The 15,436-nt window shown below is 67.5% G+C and carries 9 protein-coding genes and 1 other RNA gene; 7 read left to right on the plus strand and 3 right to left on the minus strand.

All coding sequences use genetic code 11. The features are described from left to right. The first annotated feature begins 1 nt into the window (after position 1). Genes bcsB through ABQZ09_RS10680 form a run of 3 tightly spaced genes read left to right on the plus strand, consistent with a single transcriptional unit; the run spans position 2 to position 8,033 of the window. Positions 2-2,365: a cellulose biosynthesis cyclic di-GMP-binding regulatory protein BcsB gene (gene bcsB / locus ABQZ09_RS10670; protein ID WP_503018956.1), complete on the plus strand. Its 2,364-nt coding sequence runs from the start codon at positions 2-4 to the stop codon at positions 2,363-2,365. Then, positions 2,362-3,543, plus strand: a complete 1,182-nt coding sequence (bcsZ, locus tag ABQZ09_RS10675; RefSeq protein ID WP_349776859.1) for a cellulose synthase complex periplasmic endoglucanase BcsZ — start codon at positions 2,362-2,364, stop codon at positions 3,541-3,543. The genes bcsB and bcsZ overlap by 4 nt, the downstream gene beginning before the upstream one ends. Then, positions 3,525-8,033, plus strand: coding sequence for a cellulose biosynthesis protein BcsC (locus tag ABQZ09_RS10680; protein ID WP_349776860.1), 4,509 nt, complete (start codon positions 3,525-3,527; stop codon positions 8,031-8,033). Before bcsZ ends, ABQZ09_RS10680 begins: the two co-directional genes overlap by 19 nt. 246 nt (positions 8,034-8,279) lie before the next feature. Here ABQZ09_RS10680 and ABQZ09_RS10685 read toward each other — a convergent pair whose 3' ends face one another. Next, complete coding sequence (locus ABQZ09_RS10685) at positions 8,280-9,938, minus strand: PA domain-containing protein (protein WP_039408268.1); 1,659 nt, start codon at positions 9,936-9,938, stop codon at positions 8,280-8,282. Then, the gene (locus tag ABQZ09_RS10690; RefSeq protein WP_039408266.1) at positions 9,931-10,350 is read right to left on the minus strand and encodes a post-PEP-CTERM-1 domain-containing protein; all 420 of its coding nucleotides are present in this window, start codon (positions 10,348-10,350) and stop codon (positions 9,931-9,933) included. Before ABQZ09_RS10690 ends, ABQZ09_RS10685 begins: the two co-directional genes overlap by 8 nt. Positions 10,351-11,456: 1,106 nt before the next feature. On the opposite strand from ABQZ09_RS10690, the gene arsC reads away from it, so the two are divergent. Beyond that, complete coding sequence (gene arsC, locus ABQZ09_RS10695) at positions 11,457-11,879, plus strand: arsenate reductase (glutaredoxin) (RefSeq protein ID WP_228314350.1); 423 nt, start codon at positions 11,457-11,459, stop codon at positions 11,877-11,879. Between the two features lie 220 nt (positions 11,880-12,099). Next, a complete protein-coding gene (gene def / locus ABQZ09_RS10700) occupies positions 12,100-12,615 on the plus strand; it encodes a peptide deformylase (RefSeq protein ID WP_349776861.1) in 516 nt (171 codons plus the stop codon). 143 nt (positions 12,616-12,758) lie between these two features. On the opposite strand, the gene ettA is transcribed toward def, so the two are convergent. Next, positions 12,759-14,420, minus strand: a complete 1,662-nt coding sequence (ettA, locus tag ABQZ09_RS10705; RefSeq protein WP_039408257.1) for an energy-dependent translational throttle protein EttA — start codon at positions 14,418-14,420, stop codon at positions 12,759-12,761. A 226-nt stretch (positions 14,421-14,646) separates the two neighbouring features. Between ettA and ABQZ09_RS10710 the strand changes: the two genes are divergently transcribed. Together ABQZ09_RS10710 and ABQZ09_RS10715 are read left to right on the plus strand one after the other, a co-directional pair. Beyond that, positions 14,647-15,171, plus strand: coding sequence for an RcnB family protein (locus ABQZ09_RS10710; protein WP_039408254.1), 525 nt, complete (start codon positions 14,647-14,649; stop codon positions 15,169-15,171). 61 nt (positions 15,172-15,232) lie between these two features. Further along, positions 15,233-15,307, plus strand: a non-coding RNA gene (locus tag ABQZ09_RS10715) — sX9 sRNA. Positions 15,308-15,436 lie beyond the last annotated feature (129 nt).

Raw genomic sequence — 15,436 nt, forward strand, 5'->3', positions numbered from 1 at the left:
GATGCCTGGTGTTTCCCTTTCCCTTGCCAAGAAACCACTGATGCGAATTTCTTCGCCGCTGTTGACCTGCGCGCTGACGTTGCTGGCGGGCCTGGCGCAAGCGCAGCAGGCTGCGCCCACCTCCACCGACGGACCGGCCGGCAGCACTGCACAGACCACCACCGCAGCGCCGCTGGCACCTGCCGCACTGGCGCCGCTGCCAGGCGGCAGCACGCGCGCGGCCTCGCTGCGCGATCTGGGCATCGACTACGAAATCACCTTGCGTGGTGTGCAGGGCAGTGCCGGCGTGCCCTTCAGCGTGCGCAGCGACGAGATCGTCACCGCCGCCACGCTCAATCTGCGATACAGCTACTCGCCGTCGTTGTTGCCGGACCTGTCGCACGTCAAGGTCACCGTCAACGGCGTGACCGTGGCGACCTTGCCCGCCGACAAGGCCAATGCCGGCAAGTTGCTCTCGGTCGATTTGCCGATCGACCCGCGCCTGATCACCGACTACAACCAGCTCAACCTGCAGCTGATCGGCCATTACACGCGCGAGTGCGAAGACCCCGACCACAGCAGCCTGTGGGCGAATGTGGATGCGGCCACCAGCCTGTCGCTGACGACCACGCCGCTGGCGCTGGCCAACAACCTGGCGTTGCTGCCGGTGCCGTTCTTCGATGTGCGCGACACGCGTCGGCTGGAACTGCCGTTCTACTTTCCGCAGCAGCCGGACCTGGCCACGCTGCAGGCGGCCGGCACGGTGGCCTCGTGGTTCGGCACCCTGGCCGGCTATCGCGGCGCGGTGTTTCCGGCATCGACCACCAGTCTGCCGGCAACCGGCAACGCGGTGGTCTTCGCCACGCCCGACACCTTGCCTGCGCAGTTCGCCACCGCCGACAGCGGTGTGGCCGATATCCGCGGCGCGACGGTAGCGGTGGTGGTCAACCCCACCGATCCCAATGGCAAGTTGTTGCTGGTGCTAGGCCGCAACACCGAGGACCTGCAACGCGCGGCCGCGGCGCTGGCGCTGCACGCGCCGTTGAGTGGTGCGGTGGCGCGTATCGGCGAGCTGTCCGCGCCGGCGCCGCGCCAGCCCTACGATGCGCCCAAGTGGGTCTCCAGCGAGCGCCCGGTACGCTTCGCCGATCTGGTCAGCCAGCCCGGCGCGCTCAACGTCACCGGCTATCACCCGGACCTGATCCGGGTCGGCCTGCAGCTGCCGCCGGACCTGTTCGTGTGGGAGCGCGACGGCATTCCGGTGGCCTTGAAATACCGCTACACGGTGCCGGAGGCAGACAACAAGTCCGCGCTCAATGTCAGCATCAACCGGTCGTTCGTGACCACGCTGCCGCTGACCGGCCGCCCGTTCGCCGAATCCACGCCGATGCGCTGGTGGAACAGCCTGGGCACGCGCGGCAGCATGCCGGTGCATCAGGACCTGACGTTGCCGGTGGGCGCGTTTTCGGCCAATAGCCAGCTGCGTTTCCACTTTTTCTTCGATCGCCCGCAGGGCGAGGCGTGCAAGAACTCCTTCCCTGATGTGTCGGGCGCGATCGATGCCGATTCCACCATCGACCTGAGCGGCTTCCATCACTACATGGCGATGCCCAACCTGGCGGCCTTCGCCAATGCCGGCTACCCGTTCACGCGCCTGGCCGACCTGTCCGAGTCGGCGATCGTGCTGCCCGACAATCCGGGCGACCAGGATCTGGGCAACGTGCTGACCCTGCTCGGACGTTTCGGGGCCTCCACCGGCTACCCGGCGCTGCATGCGCAGATCATCGCCGCCAGCGCCGTGCAGCAGCACGCCGACCGCGATCTGCTGCTGCTGGGCAGCGCCGAGTCGCAGCCGTTGTTCAAGCAGTGGCGCGCGCAACTCCCGGTGAGCCAGGACGGGCAGAGCCGGCGCATCGGCCTGACCGACTGGCTGTTCGAAAAACTGCCCGGTTTTCTGTCCTTCGATGCGCGCCGCACCGACTTGCCCACCACCAGCGAGATCGCATTGCAGCCGCAGCCCGACGACGTGCTGTTGATGGGCTTCGAATCGCCGCTCAAATCCGGTCGCAGCGTGGTCGCGTTCCAGACCGAAGACCCCGCCAACATGGGCCGCCTGTTCGATGCCTGGTTCGACCCGACCTTGCTCAAGGACTTCCAGGGCAGCGTGGTGGTGCTGCAGCAGAAGAAGGTCACCAGCCTGGTCGGCAACCAGACCTATTACGTGGGCCACCTGCCGCTGCCGACCTGGCTGCGCTGGTATTTCTCGCACCATCCGGTGTGGCTGGCCTTCACCGTGGTGCTGCTGGCGCTGCTGCTGGCCCTGGCCGCGCGCGTCCTGCTGCGCCGGCACGCCGCCGAGCGCCTCAGCGAAGGCGGCAGCGCATGAAGACCGGTGCCCACGTCACCACGATGACGCGCCGCTCCCTGCTGCGTGCCGGCGCACTGGCCGGCCTGGCCGCGGCGCTGCCGGCCGGCGCCAGGCCGGCACCTGCGCAGTGCGGCAGCTGGCCGCTGTGGAATGCCTTCGTGTCCAGGCACATCCAGCCCGATGGCCGGGTGGTGGATTTCCTCAACGCCGATCAACGCTCCACCTCCGAAGGGCAGTCGTACGCACTGTTCTTCGCCCTGGTCGCCAACGACCAGGTGCTGTTCGACAAGGTGCTGGGCTGGACCCGCCATAACCTGTGCGGCGGCCGCCCGGACCTCAACCTGCCGGCCTGGCTGTGGGGCCGCGACGACAGCGGCAGCTGGCGCGTGCTCGATGCCAACACGGCCAGCGATGGCGAGCTGTGGATTGCCTACGCCCTGCTGGAAGCCGGCCGGCTGTGGAACCGCCCCGGCTACGTCAAGGCCGGCCAGCAGATCCTGCAACTGATGCGCACCCAGGAAGTGGTTGCGCTGCCCGGCCTGGGGCCGATGCTGTTGCCCGGCCGCAGCGGATTCGTCGAGCCGGGCCGCTGGACCCTCAATCCCAGCTATCTGCCGATCCAGCTGCTGCGCCGTTGCGCCAATGCCGATCCCAAGGGCCCGTGGGCGGCGATCGCCGGCAACGCGGCGCGCGTGCTGCGCGAGAGTGCACCGGTCGGCGTTGCGCCGGATTGGACGGTGTGGGACGGCAAGGCCTTCGGTGCCGATCCCAAGCGCGGCAACCTCGGCAGCTACGACGCCATTCGCGTGTACCTGTGGGCCGGCATGCTCGATGCCGGCGAGCCGCTGCGGGCGCGGTTGTTGCAGGACCTGTCCGGCCCGTCCGACCTGCTCGCCGCCGGCACCGGCTTTGCCGAAAAGACCGACACCGCGCGTGGCGTGGGCAGCGGCACGCTGCCGGTCGGGTTTTCCGCCGCGCTGCTGCCATACCTGAGCGCGCGGGGGCAGCCGGCACTGCTCAAGGCGCAGGCGCAGCGCATCCCCGCGGCCGCCCAGCCCGCGGCCGCCGCGCTGCCGTATTACGAACGCACGCTGGCCCTGTTCGGACAGGGCTGGCTTGAGAACCGCTACCGCTTTGCCGCAGACGGGCGCCTGCTGCCCGCCTGGAGAACCCCTGCATGCTCCGCAAACACCTGACGCCGCTCTACCTCGCCGGCATGCTCGACCTGTGCCTGCTCGCCTGCCCGGCGCAGGCGCAGACCAGCGCCACCCAGCAGCTGGTGGGGCAGGGCAACTACTGGCACGACCAGGGCCGCGACGATCTGGCCGCCGATACCTGGAAGAAGCTGCTCGGCATCGACCCGGACCAGCCCGACGCCCTGCTCGGCCTGGCGCAGATCGATCTGGCACAGGGGCGCCAGTCCGAAGCGCGCAAGCGCCTGCAGCAACTGGACGCGGCCCACCCGCAATCGCCGCAGGCCCAGCGCCTGCGCGTGGCGATCGGCGCGCGCGGCAGTGCCGCCGCCGGCGAAGACCCCAACCTGCGCAACGCCCGCCGCGCCGCCGCGGCCGGGCGCTACGTGGACGCGGCGCGCAGCTACGAGGCCGTGTTCGCCGGCAAGCCGCCGCCGCCGAACCTGGCGCTGGAGTATTACCAATCGCTGGCCGGCACGCCCACCGGCTGGGAACGCGCCCGCAACGGGCTGCGCACGCTGCAAGTCAGCGAACCGGGCAACCCGTCGCTGCAGCTGGCCCTGGCCCAGGTGCTCAGCTACCGCGAGCCCACCCGCCGCGAGGGCATCGCGCAATTGCGCACGCTGGCCCAGCGTGCGGACGTGGGTGGCCCGGCGCGCAGCAGTTGGCGTCAGGCGCTGCTGTGGCTCAATGCGAGCAGTGCCGATGCGCCGCTGTATCAGGCCTTTCTCGCCGGCTCCCCGAACGATGCCGAAGTCACCGCCAAACTCGGCCAGCTACGCGAACAGCGCGCCGCTGCGGCCGCGGCACCCGCCGATCCCAATGGCATCGCGCTGGGCGAGGGCTTTCGCGCGCTGAGCGCCAACAATCTGAGCGTGGCCGAACAACGCTTCACCCAGGTGCTGCGTGCCCGTGCACGCGACCCGGAAGCGCTGGGCGGGCTGGGCTCGGTGCGCCTGCGTCAGCAGCGCTTTGCCGAAGCGCAGGAATTGCTGCGCCCGGCCGCGGCCAGCAACGGCAAATGGAAAAGCGGACTCGACAGCGCCCGCTACTGGCAGCAGCTGCAGCAGGCCGAGGCTGCGCGTGCGCGTGGCGACATCGCCCAGGCACGCCAGCTGGTGGAGCAGTCGGTACAGTTGCTGCCCAACGAACCGGCCGGCCACGTGGCGCTGGGCGGCTTGCAGGCCGCCACCGACCCGGACGCGGCCGAGGCCAGTTATCGCAAGGCGCTGTCGCGCGATGCCGACAACGCCGGCGCCTTGCAGGGCCTGGTCGGGCTGTACAGCCGCCAGGGCCGCATGCAGGAAGCCAGCGACCTGTTCAATCGGCTGCCGGCGGCCGAACGCGCCAAATCCGGCGGCCAGGCGCTGTTGCGTTCCAACGTGCAGCGCGCCCGCGCCCGCGCGTCGCTGGAGGCCGGCGATGTCGTCAGCGCGCAGGCCGAGCTGGAAACGGCCATGGTCGAACGCCCGGGCGATGCCTGGATCCGCCTGGATCTGGCGCGTCTGTACCAGCAGGCTGGTCGCCCCGACCAGGCCCGCAGCGTCATGGATGGCCTGCTTGCCGTGCATGGCGAGCAACCCGAGGCCCTGCATGCCAACGCCTTGCTCGCACAGGAAAGCGGTGACTGGCAGGGCGCCTATGACAGCCTGGAGCGCATCCCGGCCGCCGCGCGCACGCCGGAGATGACCCAGCTGCGCACCACCGCCTGGATCGAACTGCAGGCGCGTCAGGCGCGCCTGCTGGTGGAACAGGGCCGGGTGGGCGAGGCGCAGCAGTTGCTGGCGCGTACCGAAACTGCGCTGGGCAATCAGCTCGACGATCCGCAATTGCTGGCCGCCCTGGCCGGCGCGCACGCCGACGCTGGCAACACCCAGCGCGCGCTGGTGCTGGCGCAACGCCTGGTCACCGGTGCCAATCCGCGCACCGAAGACCGCCTGCACTATGCGGACGTGCTGCTGCGCGCACATCAGGACGCCGAGCTGTCGGCCGTGTTGCGCCAGCTGCAATCCATCACCATGACGCCGGCGCAGCTGCGCCGCGCCCAAGCGCTGCGCAGCGCCTACACGCTGCGTCAGGTAGATGCGTTGCGCGAGCTGGGCAATCTGGAAGCTGCCTACGATGCGCTGTCGCCGATCCTGGCGCAGCAGCCGGACAACCGCGATGCGCAGGCCGCGTTGGCCCGCCTATACGCGGCCTCCGGCGATCAGCGCCAGGCCCTGGCGATCTATCAGCAGATCCTGCAGCGTCATCCCGACGATCTGGACACGCTGACCGCCGCCGCCAACAGCGCGGCCGCGCAATCGGATCTGCGCACTGCCGAGGGCCATCTGCAACGCGCACTGGCGCAGGCACCGCAGTCGCCGGACGTGCTGGCGGCTGCGGGCCGGGTGTATCGCAGCGCCGGCAAGAACCGCAAGGCCGAGCAGTATTTCCGCGCGGCGTTGGCCGCACAGCAACGCCAGGCCGGGCAGCTCGACAACGGCCTGCCGGCCGCGCGCGGCTTGGCTGCAGTGGCCAGTTCCGGCCGCCCGCTCAATCCGTTCTCCGGCATGACCGGCGCCATGCCGCGCTCGCCGGCGGTGGTGTCCGAGCGCATGGACGCCGGCAGTGCCTATCCGCAGACCGCATTGGCGCTGCCGCCCGCGCAACCAGCCGCTGCCCGCTTCGCTGCGCCCGTACCCGCGCCTGTGACTGCCGACGCGGATGCCTACGCCGGCAACAGCGCCGATCCCCTGCCGCCGGTGAGCGCCAGCGTAGCGCCGGCCAGCCGTTCGCACCTGCCCGCACGCAGCACGCCGACGCTGGCACCGGCCGACGACCTGCGCCCGCGCGGCGCTGCGGTGCAGGCACTGCTGCCGGCCAGCAGCGGCAATAGCGTGCTCGACGAATTGCGCGCGGTGCAATCGGAAAACAGCGACAACCTCGCCGGTGGCGCGTTGTACCGTTCGCGCGATGGCGAAGATGGCCTGGGCCGCCTGGACGACATCGAAATGCCGCTGCAGGCCGAGTTAGCGGTGGGCGAGGGCAAGCTCGGCGTCACGCTCACGCCCACTGTGGTCGATGCCGGCACGCTGACCACCGACTACGCGACCGCCAGCCGCTTTGGCGCCGGCCCGCAGAGTGCAGTGAACGATGCGCTGGCCGCCGATCGCAGCCCGATCGATGCATTGGTCAGCTCGTCGGTGTACCAACTGCTGGCCACCCAGGGCGACACCGCGGCCACGCGCGAGCGCCTGCGCCGGTATGCCTTGAGTACCGGCCTGTTCGGTGAGCTGCTCACCGAGAACAACAACAGCACACCGGCCGCCCTGGCCGCACTGGCCAATCAACCGTTGCCGGCGTATCTGCTCAGCGTCAACGCGTCCAACACGTCGATCGCGCAGCTGGCACGCGACATCCTCGGCAACACCGCCATCAGCGCGCAACTGGCTGCTGGCGATGGCGCCGCACTGCAGGCGCTGGCCAGCAGCAGCGCCGCCGCGCAGCAGACGCCCACGGCGCTGGCGGCCACCCTCAACAGCATGGCCGCCACCGGCAACGGCGCGCGCCGGCTCAGCCAGGACGACACCGGCGTTGGCGTCGGCGTGCGCTACCGCAATGGCGGGTTCAGCGCCGACGTGGGCAGCACGCCAATCGGCTTCCAGGAGCAGAACGTGGTGGGCGGGCTTGGCTATCGCGGCGAACTCGGCGAGGCGGCGGGCTGGTCGGCCGATGTATCGCGGCGCGCCGTCACCGACAGCGTGCTGTCCTTCGCCGGCGCGCAGGATGCACGCAATGGTCGCGAGTGGGGCGGGGTGACCAGCAACGGCATCGCCCTGTCGGTCAACGCCGACAACGGCCTGCTGGGCGGCTACGCCAATCTTGCCGCGCATCGGGTGACCGGCAATCGCGTGGCCGACAACGACCACCGTCAGGCCGATCTCGGTTTCTATGTGCACGCGCTGGAAACGCAGAATCAGTCGCTCACTGCCGGCGTCAATCTGACCGCCATGCAGTACGACAAGAACCTCAGCGGCTTCACCTACGGCCACGGCGGTTACTTCAGCCCGCAGGAGTACCTGGATCTCGGTTTCCCGGTGCACTGGAGCGGACGCAGCGCGGGGCAGAGCGTCAACTGGAAGCTCGATGCCAGCATCGGCGTGCAGCATTTCAAGGCCGACCCCACGCCGTACTTCCCCACCGACCCAGGCCTGCAGCAGGCCGCCTACGACGCCGCATCGCTGGCCGCGCTGCTCGGTCTGGTCGACCGCTACACCGACCCGGTGTACGCGGGCGAAAGCCGCACAGGGGTGTCCTACAACCTCAGTGGCGCTGCCGAATGGCAGGTGGCCCCGCAGTTGTTCCTGGGCGGGCGCATGACCTTCAACAACGCACGCGACTACAACCAGTTCAGCAGCAATCTCTATCTGCGCTTCGTGATGGATCGTCTCGGCGCTGCGCTGGGCCGCGCACCGCAGGTGCTGACCTCGCCATATGCTGCGGATCGCTGAGTCAGGCAACGAGGTAAGGCGAGTGAGGCCAGGCGTCTTGTGATGGCATGCAACCGGGCGTGTGTGCATCAGTGAAGCGCGCATCGGTTGCCGTCGCGCAGCCGTATCGCATCGCGGCCCGGAGGTGACCTGCCATCAATGCCGTGCATCGGCGCGCGTTGCCGCAGGCAATGCCGTTCTGATTGCGGATAAACGAACGGCGCCTCCCGGCGCCGTTCGCATCTTCTCCAGCCACATGCGCCTGCGTTACGGGCGCACCTTGGTCGCGCAGACGAACGTGGCAGCCTGCTGCACACGACTGATCGCACCCTGGTCTTCCAGCTCGCGGATGTGGTCGTTCATGCAGGTCAGGTAACCGAGGCGATTGCCTGCGTTCTGCGTCTTGCACAGGCTGCTTTCGGCCGTCAGGTTCGCGCCGACGATCAAGCCGCCCGGCTCCACGGTGGGCACCAGCGTATTGCAGCTGCCCAGCCGGGTCAGGCCACGGTTCAAGGTCCAGCCGATATCGGCAAACATCGCCGGGGTCAGGTCGATGTTCAGATGTGCCTGCACCTCCGGTGTGTCGAACGGCTCCATCAACGCATTCGGCTGCAGGTCAGTATCGAAGTGCGAGAACGTCGACCCGCCGGCCACCACGCTGGGGGCGTAGAGGCGGGTGCGCCCCGCGGTGTCGGTGCCCTGCAGCAGCTCCGGGTCCTCGTACAGTCCGGCCACCACGGCGGTGCTGCCCTTCAAGCGTGCGCCGTCGGCCTGCGAGACCATGATCGCCGGAATGGTGATGTCGGTGATCGGTGGCGCGGCATTGCCCATGGTTTGCACGCCGGCGACGTTGTTGGCCACGATCACGCCCACTGCACCGTTGAGCTGGGCGTTCTTGACCTTGATGGCGAAGGAGCAGGTGCCGCGGTCGATCAACGCCACCTTGCCGGCCACCGCCGCCGCATTGACGAATGGCGTTTCGCAGCCATCGCTGCTTGATGCGGCGGCAACGCCGTCATCGACCGTGACGACCGCACGCGCCGGGAAGTTGCCCGCGGTGGCCAGCGGCCCGAAGCTGGCAAAGCCCACTTCGAACTTGCCCGCCGCAGCGCTGGGCGCGGTCACCCGCAGCAGGGTGCGCGGATCCAGGATCAAGGCCGCCTCGCGATTGACGCCGGTCCCGGCCCACACCGTGCGGCCCGGCGTGCGCATCGCTTCGGCGCGCAGGGCATTGGTCATGGCCGGGTCGTCGAAGCGCTTGTTCTGCACGTTGTCGAAGGCCTGCGAGGTGTAGACGTCGGTCAGGCCGCTGCCCGAGCCGAGCACACCGGTGGTCTTGTTGAGGAAACCGGCAGCACCCAGGCCATGGCCGATCTCGTGCATCACCACGTTGAGGAAGTTGATCTGGCCTTCCGGCGTCTTGCCGTCCAGACCCAGGTACCAGCCGGAGCCGGCCAGGCAGTCGTCCTTGCCCAGGTCGCCGTTGAACTGCGAGAACACGTCGGCCGGATCGGCCGGGTCGGGTACCAGGTCCTGTCCGGCGATTGCATCGCCAAGCGCAGACGGGTACAGCGTGTTCGGCTTGGCGCCGGGGAAATTGTTGACGATCCAGTTTGGGCCGGCCTGGCCCAGCGTGCCGCCGGTGGCAGTGCAGTTGAGGCGCGCGAACGAGGCATAGACCTTGATCTCCACGTTGCTCTGCAGCACCGCACCCCACAGGTCCATCGCGTACTGGTAGGCGATCCGGCGCTGCTCGCCCACCGAGCGCCCGGGATTGCCGCCCAGCGGCGTGGCGGCGGTCGGGTCGTTCAAGCCGACCACGGTGCCGGCATCGCCATTGATCAGCGTGACGGTGGCAGCCGAGGCCTGCAGCGGAGCGAGCGCCGCACCCACCGCCAGGGACAATAGCAACAAGGGCTTATTCATGCGGCAGCGCTCCGTGCTCGGCGTGGGCAGGTTGGGTCTGGGCGTCATCACTGTGTTCGATCACGACACGGCCATCTGCCTGGCGGGTGGCGGTCAGCGAACTCATTTGCGTGGCCGGCAACTTGCGCGCCACGGTGCCGTTGGGCAGGCGGCGTTCGGTGGCGCGGGCGGCCGCTTCGGTCTGCGGCAGCGTCGGGCCGGTCGTCGCACGACGGGACGCCGCACCGGTCTGCTGGGCCTGTTGATCCAGCGCCGCGCTTTCGGCATCGGTCAGTGGGCGCAACTTGCCGGTGACCGGGTCGATGCCGACCTTGGAACTGGCGGCGACGTCCTGCGCCCCGGCCACAGCCGGCAGGCAGGCAACGCACAAGAGGCCGGACAACATCCATCCGGGCTTGCGAAAGCTCATCATTGTTGGGGTTTCCTTGGGGTCCAACCAGAGAAAGAACGCCGTGCAACAACCGGTGTTCGGGAGAATCCTTCCGATTTAGTCTGTTCATGACTGAATCATGAATCCGTGACTTGTGTCAATCTTTTGACAGCCGGGGCGCTGGAAGCGAAGGTGTGGCCTGAAAAAGTCAGCTTGCGGCTTGTGTTTTGCTGGTTTCAAAGTCAAGCAAGCAATGCTGGGCGGGCCGGGTCAGAAATTTGGCGCCAAGGCCGGCCGACGCGCGCGTGTTACCCAGGTGCAAGACGGCTGCGCGGTGGCTCTGGCACTTTTACGGATCAGGCTGATCGCGGCGTGTGGTTTTCTGAGAGGGCGCCAGGAGCACTCCGAGCACGACCCGGAGGATGAGTGAAGAGCGCCGGAGCAGGGGGCGCGAACTCCGCCGGCGCCCCGTCTTCAACTACGCGAAGACGGGAGAGGAGCAAGGGCGAAAAAAGGAGGGCGCCCGGCGCATCAACGGATCCGCAACGGCTCCCTTCTCCCATCGGGGAGAGGCGCCCCGCATGGCATCAACGGATCCGCAACGGCTCCCTTCTCCCATCGGGAGAAGGTGCCCCGCAGGGGCGGATGAGGGTACGGGCGAAGCACTATTGGAGTTCGGGGACACGTGGGCTTCGCCCCGTACCCTCACCCCAACCCCTCTCCCGCAGGAGAGGGGCCTGCAGTCCTGCTGCATCGAGACCGTCGGCATTGAGGCAGTAGGCTGGAAACAGCAAGCAGCAAACAACTACTAACCAACGAGCTAAAAAGCGAAAGCAGGCTTCATAACGCAGACAGCAACAGCAAAGAGCAAGCAGCAAAGAGCAAAGCGATCAAGTCCCAAGCTGACAATCGTGCAAGTGCCCTTAAAAAGTGTTGGTGTTGGCGCTAAGCGCTACGAGATACGAGATACGAGCTAAGAGCTAAGAGCTAAGAGCTAAGCGATAAAAAGCGATAAGCGATGGTGCTGAGTGCTAACTACTGAGCGCCAGTGCGCGTAGCTCACGCATCCCCGTACACTGCGCGTTGAGCGTGTCGCTGCGTCATCAGCGATCGCAAATCCAGTCTTTATCGAACCAGTCAAGCCGCGCATGCACGTCGTCATCTATCACAACCCTGCCTGCGGCACGTCCCGCAATACCCTGGCCTTGATCCGGCATGTCGGTATCGAACCGCAGATCGTCCACTACCTGCAGCAGCCGCCGGACCGGCAGACGCTGCGTTCGTTGATTGCCGACGCTGGTCTGTCGGTACGCGAGGCCATCCGCCAGAAGGGCACGCCGTATCTGGAACTGGGGCTCGACGACCCCGAGCTGGACGAGGCGGCCCTGCTGAGCGCCATGCTGGTGCATCCGATCCTGATCAATCGCCCGTTCGTGCAGTCGCCGCTGGGTACGCGCCTGTGTCGTCCATCCGAGCAGGTGCTGGAGGTATTGCCGCCGGCCACCAGCCCCTTCATCAAGGAAGACGGCGAGGGCGTGCTGGACGACACCGGGCAACGGATCGTGCGCTGAACGCTGCGGTGCCCGGCAAGAGCGCGCAATCGAGTCGCGGCGTTGACGCCCAGGCCGTCATGTACCTCGCCGTGGCATAGCAGCGCGGCATGCAGCACTGTGGTTCGGCAACGGCCGCTGGATATGGCGGTACCTGTGCCTTGAGGGGCAGGCCGCTACGCTCACCTCAAGGTACGCCACACGCCCTAAGATCGCTGCATCGTTTATCAGGAGCATCCGCATGATTCGCGAGATCATCCGCATGGGCGACAAGCGCCTGCTGCGTGTCGCGCCCCCGGTGACCAACCTCGGCAGTGCCGAATTGCAGGCCTTGGTGGCCGATATGTTCGAGACCATGGACGATGCGCGCGGCGTGGGCCTGGCCGCGCCGCAAATCGCGGTGGACCTGCAGTTGATGGTGTTCGGTTTCGAGGCCAGCGAGCGTTATCCCGAGGCACCCGCGGTGCCGCGCACGGCGTTGGCCAATGCGCAGATCGAGCCGTTGTCCGAGGAGATGGAAAATGGCTGGGAAGGCTGCCTGTCGATCCCCGGCCTGCGCGCGGTGATCCCGCGTTACCGCTACATCCGCTATCGCGGTTTTGCGCCTGACGGCAGCCCGATCGCGCGCGAGGCCGAGGGCTTCCATGCGCGCGTGGTCCAGCACGAGTACGACCATGTGGTCGGCCGCCTGTACCCCTCGCGCATCGAAAACTTCGACACCTTCGGGTTCGAAGATGTGCTGTCGTACGAGCTGTAACACCTGGCGACGGCCGCAGCTTGCGGTGTTGCCGCAGGCAGCACCTGGGGGCCGGCTGCATCGCTCCAGGCGCGCAGCATCCACACCCGCGCAGCCGCCGGGACGGAAAACGACAAGGGCGCCTGACGGCGCCCTTGTTGTGCTTACTTCAGCGCCTTGAAGCGCAGGCGTTTCGGGCCGGCGTCATCGCCCATGCGGCGACGCTTGTCTTCTTCGTACTCGCGGTAGTTGCCCTGGAAGAACTCCACGTGCGAGTCGCCTTCGAACGCCAGGATGTGCGTGGCAATGCGATCCAGGAACCAGCGATCGTGCGAAATCACGAAGGTGTTGCCGGGGAATTCCAGCAAGGCGTCTTCCAGCGCACGCAGGGTTTCGATGTCCAGGTCGTTGGACGGTTCGTCGAGCAGCAGCACGTTGCCGCCCTGCAACAGGGTCTTGGCCATGTGCAGGCGACCGCGCTCACCGCCGGACAGCGAGCCGACCATCTTCTGCTGGTCCTGGCCCTTGAAGTTGAAGCGGCCGATGTAGGCACGCGACTGGATCTCCACGCCGTTGATGTTGAGGATGTCCAGCCCGCCAGCGATCTCCTGGAAGACGTTGTGGTTGCCTTCCAGCGCGTCGCGGCTCTGGTCCACGTAGGACAGCTGCACGGTGGGGCCGACCACGATCTCGCCGGAATCGGGCTTTTCCTGCCCGGTGATCATCTTGAACAGGGTCGACTTACCGGCACCATTGGGGCCGATGATGCCGACGATGGCGCCGGGCGGCACGATCATCGACAGGTTGTCGATCAGCAGGCGGTCGCCGAACTTCTTGGAGACGTTCTTGAACTCCATCACCGAGTTGCCCAGGCGCTCGCCCGGCGGGATGAAGATTTCATTGGTCTCGTTGCGGCGCTGGTAATCCACCGACTGCAATTCTTCTAGGCGCGCCAGGCGTGCCTTGCCCTTGGTGCGGCCGCCCTTGGCGTTCTGCCGCGACCATTCCAGTTCCTTCTGGATCGCCTTCTGGCGTGACTTTTCCTGGTTGTCTTCCTGCTTGAGGCGCTCGTCCTTCTGGGTCAGCCAGTCGGTGTAGTTGCCCTTCCACGGAATGCCGCGGCCGCGGTCCAGTTCCAGGATCCACTCGGCGGCGTTGTCCAGAAAGTAGCGATCATGCGTCACCGCCACCACGGTGCCGGTGTAACGCGCCAGGAACTGCTCCAGCCATTCCACCGACTCGGCATCGAGGTGGTTGGTGGGTTCGTCGAGCAGCAGCATGTCCGGCTTCTGCAGCAGCAGGCGGCACAGCGCCACACGGCGCTTCTCGCCGCCGGACAGCTTGCCCACGATCGCTTCCCACGGCGGCAGGCGCAGCGCGTCGGCGGCCACGTCGAGCTGGTTTTCCAGGGTGTGCGCATCGCCGGCGGCCAGGATTGCTTCCAGGCGCTCCTGTTCCTTGGCCAGCGCGTCGAAATCGGCGCCTTCCTCGGCATAGGCCAGATACACCGCATCCAGCGCGGCCTGGGCCTGCAACACGTCGCCCACGCCTTCTTCCACCGCTTCGCGCACAGTGTGCTCGGGGTTGAGCTGGGGTTCCTGGGCCAGGTAGCCGACCTTGATGCCGGCCTGCGGGCGGGCTTCGCCCTCGAAGTCGGTGTCCACGCCGGCCATGATCTTGAGCACCGTCGACTTGCCCGCGCCGTTCAAGCCCAGCAGGCCGATCTTGGCGCCCGGGAAAAAGCTCAGCGAGATGTCCTTGATGATCTGCCGCTTGGGCGGGACCACCTTGCTGACGCGGTTCATGGTGTAGATGTATTGCGACATGGGTGCTCCGTGGACGCAGGCAGCCCGCCGGCCGAGGCCGGAGGCAGCGGAAAAGGGATTGCGCCGATTATACCGGCAAGTGTCGCGAGACCGGCAGGCGACAGCGCAGCTAAACGGCAGCCTACCTATTACCTGAATAGGCGTTTTCGTAACCGATTCCAGCAAGAATGCGTTAAGGCTGGCGGCGTCTTAATGAAATTGCGACATCGCAAACAGGAGCTGGGCCATGAACCGCAAACGCATCGTTACCGCTGTGCTTTCCTCCATCCTGGCGCTGGGCTGCGTGGCCCCGGCGGCGTTTGCCGGCGACTGGGACCGCGACCACGACCGTCGCGGACATGACCGTGGCCATCGCGATCACCGGGGTGACCGCGGTGACTGGCGCAACGATCGCCGCGAGTGGCGGGATGACCGCCGGGCCGACCGCCGCGAATGGCGCGACGACCGCCGCCACTACAGCAGCGGCTACCGTGAAGGTTATCGCGACGCCCGCTACCAGGACCGTCGCTACAACCGCAACCGGGTCTATGTCTACGACCGCCCTGCGTACTACCGCGCCGGCCCGCCGCCGCGTCCGTACTGGGCGCGCGGTCAGCGCTATCACGGCCCGGTCTACGTGATCAATGACTACGACCGTTACGATCTGCGCCGCCCACCGTACGGCTACCGCTGGCAGCGCGACGACCGCGGCAACCTGCTACTGGTCGCGATTGCGTCCGGCATCATCGCCGACCTGGTGCTCAACAACTAAGAGCCGCCAACAACGCTGCTGCGCGGCCGTCAGGCGGGCGCGGCCGGCGCTCGGACTCCTCGTGTACCACGCGTACACTCCGGATCCGGCGCGCCGTCCACACCCCCAGACGACTGCCCGCGACGCTCCGTTAGCCGCTCTAAGCCGGCAGTGCCCGGTTCGCCTGTTGGGTAATCGGACCGGTCATCACACAAGGGCGCACGTCGGTGCGCCCTTGCTGTTTCGCGGCGCACGCCTGGCGCCGGCCGCGCGCCAGGCGCCAGGC

The sequence above is a fragment of the Xanthomonas sp. WHRI 6106 genome (genome assembly GCF_040202405.1).
In the GTDB taxonomy this organism is placed as follows: domain Bacteria; phylum Pseudomonadota; class Gammaproteobacteria; order Xanthomonadales; family Xanthomonadaceae; genus Xanthomonas; species Xanthomonas cannabis.